The 15,293-nt window shown below is 68.7% G+C and carries 12 protein-coding genes; 2 read left to right on the top strand and 10 right to left on the bottom strand.

Going from position 1 to position 15,293, the window contains the following annotated elements; genetic code table 11:
* Nucleotides 1–22: 22 nt before the first annotated feature.
* From ND747_RS00210 to ND747_RS00165, 10 genes are all read right to left on the bottom strand, one after another.
* Complete coding sequence (locus ND747_RS00210; RefSeq protein ID WP_251730838.1) at nt 23–1,813, bottom strand: mechanosensitive ion channel domain-containing protein; 1,791 nt, start codon at nt 1,811–1,813, stop codon at nt 23–25.
* Nucleotides 1,814–1,929: 116 nt separating this feature from the next.
* The gene (locus ND747_RS00205; protein ID WP_251730837.1) at nt 1,930–2,931 is read right to left on the bottom strand and encodes an SCO2521 family protein; all 1,002 of its coding nucleotides are present in this window, start codon (nt 2,929–2,931) and stop codon (nt 1,930–1,932) included.
* Entirely contained in the window at nt 2,928–3,911 is a 984-nt protein-coding gene (locus ND747_RS00200; protein WP_251730836.1) for an SCO2522 family protein, read from the bottom strand. The genes ND747_RS00205 and ND747_RS00200 overlap by 4 nt, the downstream gene beginning before the upstream one ends.
* A 42-nt stretch (nt 3,912–3,953) precedes the next feature.
* Complete coding sequence (locus ND747_RS00195) at nt 3,954–4,904, bottom strand: hypothetical protein (protein ID WP_251730835.1); 951 nt, start codon at nt 4,902–4,904, stop codon at nt 3,954–3,956.
* An 81-nt stretch (nt 4,905–4,985) separates the two neighbouring features.
* Nucleotides 4,986–5,903, bottom strand: coding sequence for an SCO2523 family variant P-loop protein (locus tag ND747_RS00190; RefSeq protein WP_251730834.1), 918 nt, complete (start codon nt 5,901–5,903; stop codon nt 4,986–4,988).
* Nucleotides 5,900–7,765, bottom strand: coding sequence for an SCO2524 family protein (locus ND747_RS00185; RefSeq protein WP_285899739.1), 1,866 nt, complete (start codon nt 7,763–7,765; stop codon nt 5,900–5,902). Before ND747_RS00185 ends, ND747_RS00190 begins: the two co-directional genes overlap by 4 nt.
* Before the next feature lie 157 nt (nt 7,766–7,922).
* The gene (locus ND747_RS00180) at nt 7,923–8,705 is read right to left on the bottom strand and encodes an SCO2525 family SAM-dependent methyltransferase (protein WP_251730832.1); all 783 of its coding nucleotides are present in this window, start codon (nt 8,703–8,705) and stop codon (nt 7,923–7,925) included.
* A 73-nt stretch (nt 8,706–8,778) separates the two neighbouring features.
* Nucleotides 8,779–9,357, bottom strand: coding sequence for a GNAT family N-acetyltransferase (locus ND747_RS00175; protein WP_251730831.1), 579 nt, complete (start codon nt 9,355–9,357; stop codon nt 8,779–8,781).
* A gap of 457 nt (nt 9,358–9,814) precedes the next feature.
* On the bottom strand, nt 9,815–10,432 hold the full coding sequence (locus ND747_RS00170) for an acetyltransferase (protein ID WP_251730830.1): 618 nt from the start codon (nt 10,430–10,432) through the stop codon (nt 9,815–9,817).
* A gap of 245 nt (nt 10,433–10,677) precedes the next feature.
* Nucleotides 10,678–12,378, bottom strand: coding sequence for a serine/threonine-protein kinase (locus ND747_RS00165; protein WP_251730829.1), 1,701 nt, complete (start codon nt 12,376–12,378; stop codon nt 10,678–10,680).
* Nucleotides 12,379–12,690: 312 nt separating this feature from the next.
* Here ND747_RS00165 and ND747_RS00160 point away from each other — a divergent pair, with 312 nt between their 5' ends.
* Nucleotides 12,691–13,380: a GntR family transcriptional regulator gene (locus tag ND747_RS00160; protein WP_251730828.1), complete on the top strand. Its 690-nt coding sequence runs from the start codon at nt 12,691–12,693 to the stop codon at nt 13,378–13,380.
* 299 nt (nt 13,381–13,679) lie between these two features.
* A complete protein-coding gene (locus tag ND747_RS00155) occupies nt 13,680–15,278 on the top strand; it encodes an NCS1 family nucleobase:cation symporter-1 (protein ID WP_374216109.1) in 1,599 nt (532 codons plus the stop codon).
* The last annotated feature ends 15 nt before the right edge of the window (nt 15,279–15,293 follow it).

Here is a 15,293-nt window from a genome sequence, read left to right as displayed (position 1 = left end):
CGGGCAACGGTTCCGGAGTCGGTCAGCCGGTACGGCCGTCCTCGGCGGACGGGTCGTCGTCCGGGTCGGCAGGGGTTTCGCTGAAGTCGCGGGCCCGCTGGGCGGCGTCGGGGCTGTCGCCGGAGAACAGTGAGGCATCGGGGGACACCTCGCTCTGGGTGGGCGGTGACGACGAGGTGGATGCCGGCTGCTGGGCGTTGCGGCGCTGGCCGGGGCCACCGGTCGAGCCGGTCGAATCGCCGGGGCGATCGGCTCTGTGATCGACTCTGCGATCAGCTCTGTGATCAGTACGGGTCTGGTCGCCGGATGCCCGCTGGGCTGGTGCGGGGGCGCCGGTGTGAGCACCGTCCCGGTCGCCGCCGGCGTCCCGTGACAGGGCGACTGTGGCAATCGGTTCCCAGCCGACGTGTCCGTTGCCGTTCCCCCCGCCCTCGTCGCGGGGATCGTTGCCGTCGCTGGGATCGTTGCTGTGGCGGGGATTGTCGCTGTGGCGGGGATTGTCGCCGTGGCCGCGCTGGCCGTCGGGGTCACGCTTGCGGAGTCGGTCGCCGGGCGCGCGGGCGGCGCTGCCGTCCTCCGGTCCGCGCACGAGCGTTCCGATGCCGCCGCGATGGTGACCGTCCACACCGTTGCGGTCGTCTCCGGTGGTGGCGTGGCTGTTGGCCGTACGGCGGCGCGTCCCGGGGGCTTCGGAGCGAGGGTCGGCGGCCGCGGCGAACATCGCGGTGGCGAATCCGTCGGTTCCGGTCCGGTCCGGTGCGGAGCCGGCCGTGGCGGGTGCGAACAGGTGGGCGGCGGCCTCGAACTCGACGCGGGTGCGCGGCAGGGCGCCGGGATGGTTGCGCTGCAGCCACAGCACGAGCGCCTCCCGCACGTGGCAGCGCAGGTCGAAGGTGGTCGGGCCGTCCTTGCCGCTGACCAGGACGCGGATCCGGATGTGGTCGCCGACGGCGTCGGTCACCTGCAGCACGGACACCCGCCGGTCCCACAGCTCGTTGGCCTCGAGGACCCGGTGCATCTCCGCGCGCATTTCCTCGATCGGGACCTCCCAGTCCAGGTCGAGCTCGACGGCGCCGAGGACCGCGGACTCCTTGCGGGTCCAGTTCTGGAACGGGGTGGTGGTGAAGTAGGTGGACGGAAGGATCATCCGCCGGTCGTCCCAGATGTGGACGACCACGTAGGTCAGGGTGATCTCCTCGATCCGGCCCCACTCCTCCTCGACGACCACCACGTCGTCCACGCGCATCGCGTCGGTGAAGGCGATCTGCAGTCCGGCGAACACGTTGGCCAGGGACGTCTGGGCGGCCAGGCCCGCGACGATGCCGACCACGCCGGCGCTGGCGAAAATGCTCGCCCCGGCGACCCGCACGCTCGGAATCGTCATGAGAATCGACGCGGCGGCGATGACCGAGATGACCGCGACCGTGATGCGCCGCAGCAGGCTGACCTGGGTGCGGACCCTTCGGGCATGCCGGTTGTCGACCACGTCGACCCGATAGCGCAGCAGCGCCAGTTCCTCGAACACGAACGCCAGGACCGTCACACACCAGGCGAGGGCGGCGATCAGCAGAACCCCGCAGACGCGGGAGGCCGAGGTGGTCCAGTCCTGTTCGGGCGTGGTGCCCAGACTGATCTGGACGGCGATCAGCACCAGGGCGAAGCGGACCGGTCGGCGCCCGCGATGGGCCAGATCGGCGACGATCCCCGAGTGGTGGCCGATCCGTCGCGCTCCCCGGTGTAGCAGCAGCGAGGCGGCCAGAGCGACGATCACCGCCCCGGCCACCACGGTCAGCACGGCAACAGTCGACTGCATGTTCGAAAAGGACACATCGGGCGCGGCGCTCACACGCACAGGCAGGCTCCTCGTCCGTCAGGGACAGTTCCCGGTAGCCCTGCCCGTGAACAGGCGAGTCGATGGAGTGATCCGCGTCATAGTTCCCGGCGTAGCCGGGCCTGGTGCGTTGGCTCGGCACCGTCCGACAGGGCGCGCAGGATGGAAAGGTCCAGCTCGTTGCGGATGCGGGCGACGATGCTGGCCCACTGGCGGGAGAACCCCGGACGCCGTTCCAACGCCGACCACACCCACGAAAGCTCCGGTTCCGAGTGCGCCCCCGGCATCCACAGATGCAGAAGCTGCTCAACGGCCGGCGCGATCCGTTCGATGCGACCGGCCCGCGCCGGTGGTTCGTCCAGTCCGTCCACAAGCCGTTGCATGGTGGTCAGTAACCAGTCGTGCGCGGCGATCTCCTCACAGAGAGTTGCCAGCTGCTCGGGTGCGTCCAGCGCGGCGTGCACGACCAACGTCCGCACCCCGGCGTCGTCGATGGTGAAGGAAGGGGACGGCGCGGAGCCGTGCGGGCCGACGTCATGAACGGCGAAGCGAAACCGGGTGCGCGCCGTGCGCAGGGGGATGGTGCCGTCGAGCATGGTCGCAGCCTGCACCCGATCCAGCAGTCGGCTCGCGATTGCCGCCAGGTCCAGCACGCCTGGACGCGAGGGACCAGTGAACCCGCGGGCGAGGTCGTCATCGTCCGCCCGGCCGATCTGCTCCAGGACGCCGGGGTTGGCCAGGTGAGTGAACCATCCACGCCGCCGGGCCGGGACGCCGGGCCGACCGGCGGCGATCAGCGTGCGACTTGAGGCCAGCGCGATACGTCCGCCGATGAGTACTCCACGGCTTGCCACGGTGCCAATACCATCCGTGCGCCGCCCGGCGGCGGAAGGCAGCCTGCAATACACCCCTTCGACGGTGTCCGGGGACACCGCGCGAGCCAGCGGCCGGGATGTCGTCCGTACACTGGCGGCCGGTGTGAACGCGAGAATCTCCCGGGCCATGTCCGGGTTGACCGCGTGCGAGTGGCGCAGCAGCGTGGTGCGGGCTTCCACGAGCAGCAGCGTGGGTCGGGGGCCGGGTGCGCTGTCGCCGGTCAAGGGCCGAGCAGAACATAGGAAATCCGGTTGATGAGCTCCAGCGGCACGTCGATCCCTTCGGCGGTGGCTCGCCGCACCGCCTGCCGGGCGGTGACGGGATCAGCCGCGACCTGGCAGAGGATCGTGCGCACCGCGGCCTCGACCGGCAGAAACCGGCTGTCCAGTACCGAAAGGGTGCGGTAGGCGCACAATGGCGCCGGAGTGCGGGTGACCTGTGTGACGGCGGGCAGTGCGGACCAGCTGTCGGGCAGCTCGGCCGGGTCGACGAGCTCGGCCGCGACGGCACTCCCGCCGTCACGGCGCAGCACGCCAAGGCGGACAAGCTGCCACACGGCGGCCAGGTAGGCGCAGGACCAGTTCCGGGTGCCGTCACCGGCCGGGCTGCTCCACAGCTCCACGTCATGGAAGATCGAGTGCAGGTGGCGACCGTTCTCGGTCGGTGGAGCCCAGCGTGCCCGCTGCCCCATCGCCTGGCGTGCCTCGGTCGACGGTGAACGCTGGCCATTGGTCAGCCAGCCGGTCTGGGTGACCGGAGGCCGCGAACCGTTGGCGCCGAACGGCGGGTCCGCCACCAGCAGGCCCTCGACGAGGTCAGCGAGTGAGGAGGCGGCTGGGCCCTGTGCCAAGGCCGACTCGCGCGCCAGGTAGTCCAGCCGGGTACCTGCCCGCTCGGCGGCGGCCAGCAGGCGGGGGATGGCCGTGGTCGGTGACGGGGTCGGGCGGGCCTGGGGATCGGTGGGACTGGAGTAGTCGTCCAGCAGCAGACAGGTGCTTACCCGCGGCCGGCGGCCGGCGGGCAGGCAGGCTACGGCCTGGACTCGGGCTTCGTCGACCCAGGGAGCGATTCGGGCAAAAAACCGATCAAGATCGACGGTATGAAGATCCTCCAGGTACAGATGGCCGAGCTCGACCGATACCTGGGCCAGGGGCACCTCGCTGGTCCGTGCGAGCGCCGAGGACTCCACATAGACCGCGTCCACCGGTTTAACCCGTTTCGTCGTGCGCCCCGGCCGCCGGGACCGTCACTCCGCATCGGGCGGAGGCGCGGGCGGGGCCGGGAACGGCGTGCTGGCCTCCCAGATCGCGTCGAACCTGTCCCGACGATCCCGGAGCGTGTCCCGATGATATCGAAGGTTCGTCCGCGCGATGCTCACTGTGGGGGGAACCCCCTCCAGCTCCACCTCGTAGCTCACATCGTCGTCGAAAAGGATGAAGTCCTTGAACAGGGCCGTCCAGTCGTCGTACCGGGAGGACGGGGACAGGTTGTACACCTCGTTCGTGCGCACCTCCACACCGGCACTCGCCTGCTTCTCGCAGGTCCGGACGAAATCAGGGCTGGTGAGCACGTCCGGATTGGTCAGGATGAAGATCCGTCGGACGGCGACCCCGCGTTCGACCGCCGCGCGCTGGGCATTGAGGTAATCCCGGCCGAGTTCGGTCTTCCAGAACCCGTCCTCGAAATTTCCCCGGCCACCGTCGGCGGCCGTTGTACTGATCGCGAAAATCTGTCTGCTGGCCGCCCGGGTCAGCGCGAGCAGCCAGTCGCGGTCCTCGCCCTCGCAGCCTGCCGCGAACGCCGCCGGCCCCTCGGCGGTCAGGCCGTGCAACAGAGCGGTCAGCGACCGGATCTCCTCGGTGACGAGACGACCGAGTACCGAGGACGGCGGAGCGAATGTCACCACGGTGTCGAGGAGGCTACGCAGCGGATGGGCGGCGCTGGGCTGGGCGTCCAACGGCGACTTCTCCATGGCCGCACGCAGCCGCGCGGCGTCGTTCACCTGGGAGATGGTCCGCTCGATGTCTGACATGGAACGCTCCACGTCCCGTAGGAACTCCACGACCAGCACCGCGCCGGCAACGAACACGCCAAGGGTCAGGGTGGAGGCGACCGAACCATGGGCCAGGGTGGTCAGGCCGAAACTGATCGTGCCGGTGAGCAGGGCAACGGCAACACGAGGTAGTAAGGGTTGCATTGGCATCTCCCCACGGACTACGGTTTCACTGTAATAGTGACCGTTCCGCGGCCTGCTGTTGCCATATTTCTGCCGGATTCTTCAGACTGCCGCCCAGTAGTTTTGCTGCGTGAGCTTGCTAGCAAGATCTTCGAAGGCGGCGACGGTTTCCGGGTTCGCGATCTGAGTGCTTCTGACATCCAGGTCCCGGATGATCTGCTCACGCCACTGCAGGACGGGATCCAGCGGGATCGCGCCGATCATCATGCTCCGGCCGAGACGCCGGCGGGCCGCGAGCTCAAGCAGCTCCTCGTGGCACCGCTGCAACCAGGACGCCTGTGCCGGCCGAAGCAGGCTGAGCTGTGCGGAATCCGGTTCCTGAACCGCCGTCCGGACAAAACGGATGGAATCCTCCATTACCTCTCGGTCGATACCGAGTTGTACGCCGTTGTTCACGATGCCGCGCTCACCGAACACGAGTCCGTGCGCGGCCAGGATGTGCTGACGGGTCCAGCGATGGAAGACCAGCCAGCGGACGGCCTCGCCGCCGGAACCGAGGTTGCTGGTGGCCTCCTGTACGAGCTCGGCCGCGTAGGAGCGGCCGGCGCTCAGATCAACGAGAATGATGCTGAACTCCTCTGCCAGGCCCAGGAAAAGCTGCCGGCACCGCTCGATCATCGCCGCGTCGACCGGGAACTCACCACCGCCCTCGTCGCCGGGCAGGAGCACCAGTCGGCCCGCGCCGAGCGGGCGTCGCCGCCCCGACCAGCCCGCGTGCCGCCACACGTCGATCCTGGCTGGTTCCGCTGTCTCACCATGCAGATAGGAGTGCAGGCCGGTACCCATCTTGATTCCACGGCTCACCGACTCCACGTCCAGGATGGCGCCGGCTGTCGGAGATCCGAAATCGAAGTCGAGGAAACAGACGTCATCCCCCTGCAACGCCCGCCGGTAGGCCACGTTGGTGGTGGTCACCGACCGCCCGGTGCCACCCTTGTCGGAGGTGGCCAGCACGATCACAACCTGCCCTCCAGAACAATCGACGGCCGGGCGGCCTCCAGGCTGTTGAGCCTGCGCAGTACCTCCAGCAGGATCGCCTGGGCGGTCCCCGGCCGCCGCTCCACAGCGGCACGGGCGCGGTCGATCTGGATGGCGACATCCTCAAGTTCGGCCCGCATCGCGCCCCCTGCGTTCAGCGCACCGTTGAGAAGCTCGCGATGGTAAAGATGGTCAGCCTCGCTGAGCATCGTGCGGGCCGCGGAGATTCCGGCGACGTTTGTGACCGGTGACATGTCGATGACGCTGACCGCGGCCACAAGGCATTCCACCACACGTTCAGTGAAGTACCAGGATGGCTCGCCGGCCTCGTCCGGTAGTCCTGGGAAAGGCCGCCGTGGGTCGTCCCACAGCCCGGCGCCCGGGCCATCGAGGATCATGCGCTGTTCGACATGCCCCCAGATCTCGTCGGCCAGGTCCAGCAGCTGCTGGCGCAGTTCGGCACTGCGAGCCAGCAGGACAAGGCGCATGGTCCGTTTGAGCAGGGCCGTGGCGAAGTCGGTGACCCGCCAGGCCAGCACGACCGGCTTGCCGTCGGCCTCGGCCAGGGGGATCTCCAGACCTGGGACGTGCATCTCCACGGCGGTCTCCTGCTGGCTGGCCCGCCGGGTGACACGTGCCCGGATCGCCAGCTCCGCCAGGATCTGGGCAATGCTGGCCAGCTCGTTCTCCGCGGGCCGCCGTTGGTGCAGGTTCTCGATCACCATGCCCGCCACCTGAAGCGAGTAGTAGTGATCGGTCACGGGGCTCTCGCCGCCAGCCCGGTCCGTCGGCTGCCACGGAATGTCGGCCAGTGCCGTGCGCCGATCACCGAAGTCGGCGATGGCCGACCAGTACCGCTGCGCCAGCTCCCAACGCAGCTGCAGGCGTCGGGACAGCGACTGCTGCGTCGACGTCAGCAGGTTCAGCCGCCGGGTGCGTTCCGAGGAGAGGTCGGCTATGCCGTCCAGAGCCGACAACGTGAAATAGAGGTTCGGGCGGGCGACGGCGCGCCCCGGCTTCTGGGCGGACTCCGGCAGGTCCGCCTCGACCGCGGGCGCGCCGTGTACCACGCCCCACGACCAGCCGCATTCGAACAGGTGGTTCTCGTTCTCCAGGCCATCCAGGCCCGTGGTTCCGTCGGTGGCTTCCGGGAGGTCGGCTCGAATGCTGTTGAGTGATGCGCGTAGCCGGGCCAGGAGCTGCTCCTCGGAATATCCATCCTGATCGACGGTGCGCAGCAGCGCCGCGCCGGCGGTAGAGGTCGGCGAGAACGTGTGAACGGTGAAACTACGGAGCAGGCCGACCATTGCCGCAGTCAGCCGGGTGCTGGCCGCGTTCTCCAGCCACTCCACGTCCCTGAGCAGCTGTGCCCGGCGGATCCCGGTCCGCCGGTACTCCTTGAAGAAGCCCAACGTCGCCAGGCAGAGCGTAATCGACATCGACATCGAGTCGACGATGTCGATCCTGCGGTCTTCCGGGCTGAGTATGTGGCCGGCCTGGGTGGCTTGCAGGTATGCGCCACCGTGAAAGACGGGGAGGCCGTCCTCGTCGCTGTAACGCCGCATGAAGGTGCTCACCGCCCGCAGCAGGACCTGTGGTATCTCGATGGGCTCGCCCAGCGCCTGGAGGGCCTGGGCAACGTCCTTCCCGGTCCGGTCGGGCTGCTCCAGCCGAAAATAAGATGCCTCGGCGGTCGCTGGATACATCAGGCAGAGCAGCTGCTCGGCGTCGGCGGTCGAGTTGGGTTGGGCGCGACCGCCGAACTGCCACTCGCCCTTCTGATGGGAGTACGCGGACGCGGCCTGCCAAAGCTCGAGCATCAACTGTCGCGGCTGGATCCTCATCGCCCGGCCGCCTTTTCCGCTGTTTTCGTCGCGGTCGCCCTCGCCACTGTAACCGGCGTCACCGCTACCGCCGGACCGCGGCCGCCGGCATCGGGCGCCGACGGTAGAACATTCATTCTCAACCCGGTTCTCCGATTCTCGGGGTGATGTGCGCCGATCAGGTATGTGTCGGTCGGGCGCGGCCGAGGGCGACCAGCATCCCGGTATACCCCACTCGTAGCGAGTCGCTGGGAATCCGGTGGATCTGCACGTCCGATGCCGCGGCCTCCACACACCTGCGCACATCCTGGACGCCGACCTCGACGGCAGGGAACTCCTGGCTACTCACCTCGTAGCCCTTCGAGTTCTCCATGTAGGCCATGGCGAACGGCGCGCCCGGCCGCAACGCCTGCAGGAAGCTGTCCACCGCCTGCTCGAACTCGTCGATCACATTGGATATGGAGCAGGCAACGAAGAACATCGTCCCGATGTCCCACTCCTGGCGAGGCAGGTCGAAGACGCTGCCCTGCTGGACGTGCGCCGCCGCGGAGAGCTGCGCACGCGGGTCGGCGACGTCGCGGTAGCAGTCCCGTTGGGCTAGAACCGACCAGAACTGATCCCAGTCGGTGGAATAACCGTGGGCCAACTCCCGCTCCAGCCAGGCGACGTTGTGTGTCGCGCGTTCCACCATTGTGATCTTTCTGCACCACGGCAGGATGGCCAGTGCCGGATACAGGTTGGATCCGGTGCCGACGTCGACCCCGTGCAGGCCACCAGGCAGTTCCGCCCGCACGAAGTGGTCCCGGGTGAGGCGCAGAATTTCCGTGTCATCGGCACGCAGATGCAGATAGTTGTGGGCGAAGTAGGCGGTGGGGTCGAACTCGTCCCACGGTGCGTCGGAGTTGGCTGTCAGCTCGGAGTCTTGCGTGGTCGCGTGTGACGGATTGCTGTGCACGGTCATGCGGCGTACCTCCGAGGCCGGCTGCCGAGGGTCGGGACGGGAGGAAACGTCAATGCTGCCGACGGCATTGACCTCAGCCCCGTAGCGAGGACCCTGATGCCCGCTCCGGCTCGGAGCTGTGGCGTACGAGCCTGGTGGAGGCGGGGAGTCCCCCGGTCGACCATGGGTCGACCAGTGCCGAAGTCAGCGTACAGAACATGAGTGTTCTGTTCTCGCCCACCCCGTAGTAGTCCGCCTCCTCCGCTTCGGGTTGAAAACCAAGACTCTCGTAGAGTGCTTTCGCGACTACGTCGTCCGAACGCACGGCGAGCCGCACCTGGGTGCTGCCACGCTGGTGCAGCAGGACGAGTGCGGCCCGGGCGAGCCGCCGGCCGATACCCCGACCCCGCATCGGCGTGACAACACCCAGGCCCTGGAACCAGCTCGCGTCCGACGATCTGGCGGTCATGGTCAGGGAGTACCCGCACATCCGGCCGTTGATCTGCGCAACCAGGATCTCGTCGGCATGCACGTCGAAGATCTGACGAAGCGCAAAATATGGATATGCCAGCGTTCCGAAGACCTCTCGGTCGAGGTCGTGCAACGACCCGAGATCCTGTGCCAAGACCCTGCGTACTTCCATCCGCGACTCCACCGCGACCCCCTTCGCCATCGTCGCTCTGCCCCTGAATGCGCTGGCCGTACGGGATTCGGCTGCCGGTGGGTGCACACCCGGGACGGCCAGCCGCCCGTCCCGGCCCGGTCCGGGCGCCAGCGGTTCCGCCCCCGGGCGGCCATTCGTGACCGAGCAGGCCACGGTTGGGCTCGGAGCGGTGCGCCCCGGTGCGCATCCTCGTGTTCATGTCGGACCGACCGGTGGGATGGCGTGGCCTGATTTCCCGACCGACGGACACCAGCCAGGAGTTACCTCGGCAACCCGGCTGGACAGGATCGCGGCATAGACCGGGCAACGGCCGGGAGAGAGATCTCACCGTCTCATTGTGCATTGATTGTGTTCGGCGTGCGACGAACTGACGCCTCTTTCCGGGAGCAAAAATCTGCCTACTGCCCACCGCCCACTGCCCAAACCGCTGTCGCAGCTTCGATCGCTGTTCTGCCGGGATAGCTGCTCAGTGTTCCCCGGTGGGCAGGAAACGGTACATGACGTAGAGGTCGACGTCGCCGAGCCAGGGGTGACGGTAGGCGGCAGGCAGGGTGCCGACCAGGCGAAATGCGAGCGAACGCCACAGGGCGACAAGCTTGGGATTCACCGAGATGACGGCGTTGAGCTGCATTGCCCGGTAACCACGGTCGGTTGCGTACTCGATCATCTGCTCGGCGGCCAGGCGGCTCGCGCTCTCCCAGTGCCCGCCGTTGCCGCCGACTCCGCCGGTCCCGCCACCCACGTTGGGGCGACCGCGACCGGTGCCGAGCACCCGGGCGCGCTGCGGCGGACCGCCGTGGTCGATCCACTTCGGGTCGACCAGCAGGGTGGCCTGGGCGACATGGTCACCGAGCCCGGGCAGGCTGGGCATGAGCAGGGCGGTGGCCACCACGGCGACCCGGCCGTCGGCGTCCTCCTGCTCCATCACCAGGACGTCGGCCGGCGGCGGCAGCATCCACGCTCCGCGGGCGGTCTGCTCGTCGGTGTCCGGCGGCCACGCACAGGTCTCACCCTCGACGACGACGGCATGCCAGACAGGCCAGATCGCATCCCAGTCCGCTGGGGACGCCTGCCGTGTCCGCACCTGTCCGTTCCTGCCCGTCGACCGCTGTGCCTGGGCGTCCGGGTCGCGGCGCGACCCGCCCCGCGTCGCGCGGGTTCACCGTCCACCGGATCGCCGTGCGTCGCCGGGTTGCCTCGTCGATCCCCGTGCCCCACCTGCGACCATATGCCCGGCCTAGATCATCTGCCGGCTTTCGTCGGCGTGATCTGGTTCGCGTGGATATGCTCCGGCCGATGTGGCGGGTTCTCCCGGCGGCGCGTGGCTGACTACTGCCGGTGGACGGCGAAGGTCGTGCAGCCGTTCAGGCGGACCCGGCCGGTCAGCTCATCCGGTGTGCCGGCCAGGGGACGTGCGGTGAGGTTGGCCATGTTGTAGCCGGGTGGCTGCTCGATCCAGCGCACGCCGGTGAAGTTCAGCACCCCGTCGGCGTAGATGATCCGCATCAGATAAGAACCGCGCGGCACCCCGGGGTTCGACGGTAGCGGGTAGAAGTCGAACCGTGCCCACAGATCCTGGCTCGGGGTCAGAACAATACTGAGCAATAGCCCGGTCGGGCCCTGCGAACAGACGTATCCACCCCGCCACAGGCCGGGCAGTGCGATCGGCGGCGTGGCCGCGGGATTCGGAGCCACCGGTGTGGCACCGCCAGCGGTTGACGGCGCAGACGGCACCGGAACGGGAAAGGCAGTGCTGGTGGGTAGCGGCGCTGTCGACACCGGTATCGGTGTGGAGCCGGTCAGTGCGCCGCCGGTACCGGCGGGAGCCAGGCCGGTCGACTTCACCGATCCGCCGCGCGTGAGCAGGGTCGCGACGATCGCGATGGTGAGCGCGCCCGCGATCGCGACGGCGGCCGGGATCCACGGGCCCGACAGCCAACCCGGCCGCCGCCGCTGTGTCGCCCCCGGCTTTCCTGCCGACGTGGACGTCGACGCGCCACCATGCCCCGGCGCTGCCGGTGCGGCGCCACGTCCAGGTGCTGTGGCGCGGCTGGGCGCGGCCGGAGCGGGTGATGCCGCGGCCGGCGCGGAAACAGGCGCCACGGCGGACGTCGAAGGCGCAACCACGGGCAGGGAGCCGAGGTCGGTGACGGTGCGGGGGAGGCCGGGCAGCTGCCACCGCTCGTCCAACAGGCGTTGCGTGGCCTCGGCCGGGTCGGCCGCCTCGCCGGGCAGGAGCTGATGCAGCAGGTCCGTTGTGCTCGGCCGGCTGCCCGGGTCGGGGCGCAGGGCGGCCTGCAGGACGGGCAGCAGACGGTCGGGCACGCCGGTCAGGTCGGGGCGTTCCCCGATCACCCGGTAGAGCAGTACCTCCGGCCGACCCAGGCCGTACGGGGGGCGCCCGGTCGCGGCGAAGGCGAGGGTCAGCGCCCACGAGTACACATCGGTGTACGGCCCGGTCTCGCCGGCGGCGACCTGTTCGGGCGCCATATAACCCGGACTTCCCAACAACGAGCCCGGGCCGGTCAGCGGCGTCGACTCGGCATACCAGGACACCCCGAAATCAATCACCCTGGGTCCGTCTGCGGTCAGAATGACGTTCGACGGTTTGAGATCCCGGTGCACCACCCCGACGCCGTGCATGGCATACAGCGCTTCCGCGAGACCCACCGCGAGGCTGTCCAGGACGTCCCCGACCAGGGCACCCTCCGCCTCCACCACCTCGGTCAGGCTGGAGCCGGCGACGTACTCGGTGGCCAGCCATGGGCGCTCGGCGTCCGGATCCGCGGCCACGACCCGCACCGCGCACGTCCCGCCGACCGCTCGGGCGGCCCTCACCTCACGGCGGAAACGCAGCCGGAAGTCCGGGTCAGCGGCCAGCCGGGTGGCGATCTGTTTGATGGCAAGGGGCCGGCCGGCAGGATCGGTGGCCAGGTAGACCACGCCCATTCCGCCCGAGCCGAGCCGGGCGGCGACCGGATAACCACCGATCTGCGCCGGATCGGTGGGCCGCAGGGGTGAGACCGGCACAGGCGGCCATCTCCTCTCTCCGGCGGTTCGGAAGTTCTGTGGTTCAGGAGTTCGGTGGTTCGGAAGTTCCGAGGGACGGCGGGTCGGTGGTTTGGCGCTGCGACGGTGGGCTGCCGTTGACGACCATTGTGTCCGGCTCACAGTCATGACCGCGCATCTGGTCCGGTATGGCCCGTGCGGGGCGTGGGCGGCCTGGTCCGCAAACGTGATCTGGCGGCGGATCGGACGAAACAGTGCAGGGCTACAGTCCCGGACGTCCGCTGCAGATCCGGCCCGCAGCCCGCCTCGCCGGACCCGTCCACGGAGGGTGCGATGCGAGTCCCCCGGCCACCGGCGACCTGGGTCGCAACCCTGTCCACCAGCTGGGACGGATCGGCGCGCGAGGCCATCCTCGGCGAGCTCAAGCGGGTCATCCTCGACGGCGCGGCCGGTCCGGGCCTGCCCATCCCGGTCGACGAGGTCGCCGCGCACTACCAGGTCAGCCGGATTCCGGTCCGGGAGGCGCTGATGAGCCTGGTCGGTGAGGGGCTCGTCGAGCACCGGGCTCGCGCCGGCTACACGGTGGCGGCGCCGACCCCCGCCGAGCTGCGCGAGTTCTACCTGGTGCGGGAGGCGCTGGAGGCCTCGGCCCTGGCGGCGGCCGTACTCCGGGCCACGACCGCGGACGACGAACGGGTGCTGGCAGCGCACGTCGCCACCGCGGCGGCGATCGAGGCCGGCGACTCCCGCGGGCACCATCGCCAGAGTCGACGGTTTCACCTAGCGCTCGTCAACGCCGGCGGCATGCCACGCCTGGCGCGCATGTACGAATCGGCCTGGAACATGACAGAGCCCGCGCGGCCGATGGACCACGCGCCGCGGGAGGTCGTCACCGCGCTCAACGACGACCACGAGCGGATGCTCGCCGCCTTCCAGGCCCGCGATGCACACGCCCTGCTGGAGATCTCCCGCCTGCACCACGCCCGTCTGCAGGCCTCCCTTCCCGGTGGACCCACCCCCTGACCGGCTGCTGTCCTGACCGGCTGCTGTCCTGACCGGACGGAGCGCCGATCAGACGGAGCACCGATCAGCACAGCACGGAGCAACGGTGCTTCGGTCGGTAGCCCACGGATATATCTGTCGTGTCATTCGACAGAAACATCGCCACCCTACTGTCTCTCAACAGAGGCCGGCCGGTGGATTCACCTCGCCGTGACCGGAGCGGTCTGACGCCGAAGCGGGCCGCGCTTCCGGCGACCCGTCGCGCGTCAACATACGCCCGATCACCCGCGTGGACCGAGCAGCCGTCCGAGGGAGAAACAATGAACGAGACCAATACGACCACGGCCCCGCCAGGGGCTTTGCCGACGGGCCGTGACAACCTGGTCGGGACCACTGATCAGCAGATCGGGTCAAGTGCGGTGAAGCCAGGTTACGACCCTCGTCTCGCCAATGAGGACCTCGCCCCGCTGCCCAGGCAGACCTGGTCCTCCTACAACATCTTCGCCTTCTGGATGTCCGATGTACACAGCGTCGGCGGATACGTCACCGCCGGCAGCCTGTTCGCACTCGGGCTGACCAGTTGGCAGGTGCTGGTCGCGCTGCTCGTCGGCATCACCATCGTCTATTTCTTCTGCAATCTCGTGGCCCGGCCGAGCCAGCAGGGCGCGGTGCCCTATCCCGTGGTCTGCCGCGCGTCCTTCGGTGTGCTCGGCGCCAACGTACCGGCGATCATCCGTGGTCTGATCGCGGTGGCCTGGTACGGCATCCAGACCTATCTGGCCTCGGCGGCGCTGGACGTCGTCCTGCTCAAGCTGTTCCACGGCCTCACCCCCTACGCCGACGTCCACCAGTACGGCTTCCTGGGCCTGCCGCTGCTCGGCTGGTGCAGCTTCACCGCCCTGTGGATCCTGCAGGCCGCGGTGTTCTGGACGGGTATGGAGACGATCCGCCGTTTCATCGACTTCTGCGGCCCGGCCGTCTACGTCGTCATGTTCGCGCTCACCGGCTACCTCATCTACAAGGCCGGCTGGGGCGCGATGAGCCTCAACCTCGGTGGCGAGCACCACGGCGGCTCCACCATCTCGATCATGCTCGGCGCGATCGCGCTCGTCGTCTCCTATTTTTCCGGGCCGATGCTCAACTTCGGCGACTTCGCCCGGTACGGAAAGGACTTCGGCGCCGTCCGGCGCGGCAACCTGCTCGGCCTTCCGGTGAACTTCCTGGTGTTCTCGCTGCTGGTCGTGCTCACCTCCTCGCTGACGATTCCGGTCTTCGGTGAGCTCATCACCGATCCGGTCCAGACCGTCGCCCGGATCGACAGCACGTTCGCCATCGTCCTCGGCGCCCTCACCTTCACCACCGCCACCATCGGCATCAACATCGTCGCGAACTTCATCTCCCCGGCGTTCGACTTCTCCAACGTCAGCCCGCAGCGCATCAGCTGGCGGGCCGGTGGAATGATCGCCGCGGTCTGCTCCGTGCTCATCACTCCGTGGAACCTCTACAACAACCCGGACGTCATCCGCTACACCCTGGAAACGCTGGGCGCGTTCATCGGCCCGCTGTTCGGCGTGCTGATCGCCGACTTCTACCTGATCCGCCGCCAGACCCTCGTCGTGGACGACCTGTTCACCATGTCCGAACGCGGCACCTACTGGTACCACAAGGGTGTCAACCCGCCGGCGGTCATCGCCACGGTCGTCGGCGCGGTCATCGCGATGCTCACCGTCGTGATCCCCGGGTCGGCCATCTCCTGGATCAACACCGCCGCCCAGTACAGCTGGTTCATCGGCATGGGTCTCGGCCTCGGCGTCTACTTCCTGCTCGCCCGCCGCTCCCCGATCACCGCCCGCTCCCTGCCCACCCCGGTGCCCAGCCCCCGCGCCCCACAGTCCCCCCCGCAGACCGCGACCCGTTGACGGCAGACAACACGC

The sequence above is a fragment of the Frankia sp. R82 genome (assembly GCF_023716925.1).
Lineage (GTDB): Bacteria > Actinomycetota > Actinomycetes > Frankiales > Frankiaceae > Frankia.
The sequence above is the reverse complement of the archived record's forward strand: the minus strand, read 5'-3'. Positions and strand labels throughout refer to the sequence as shown.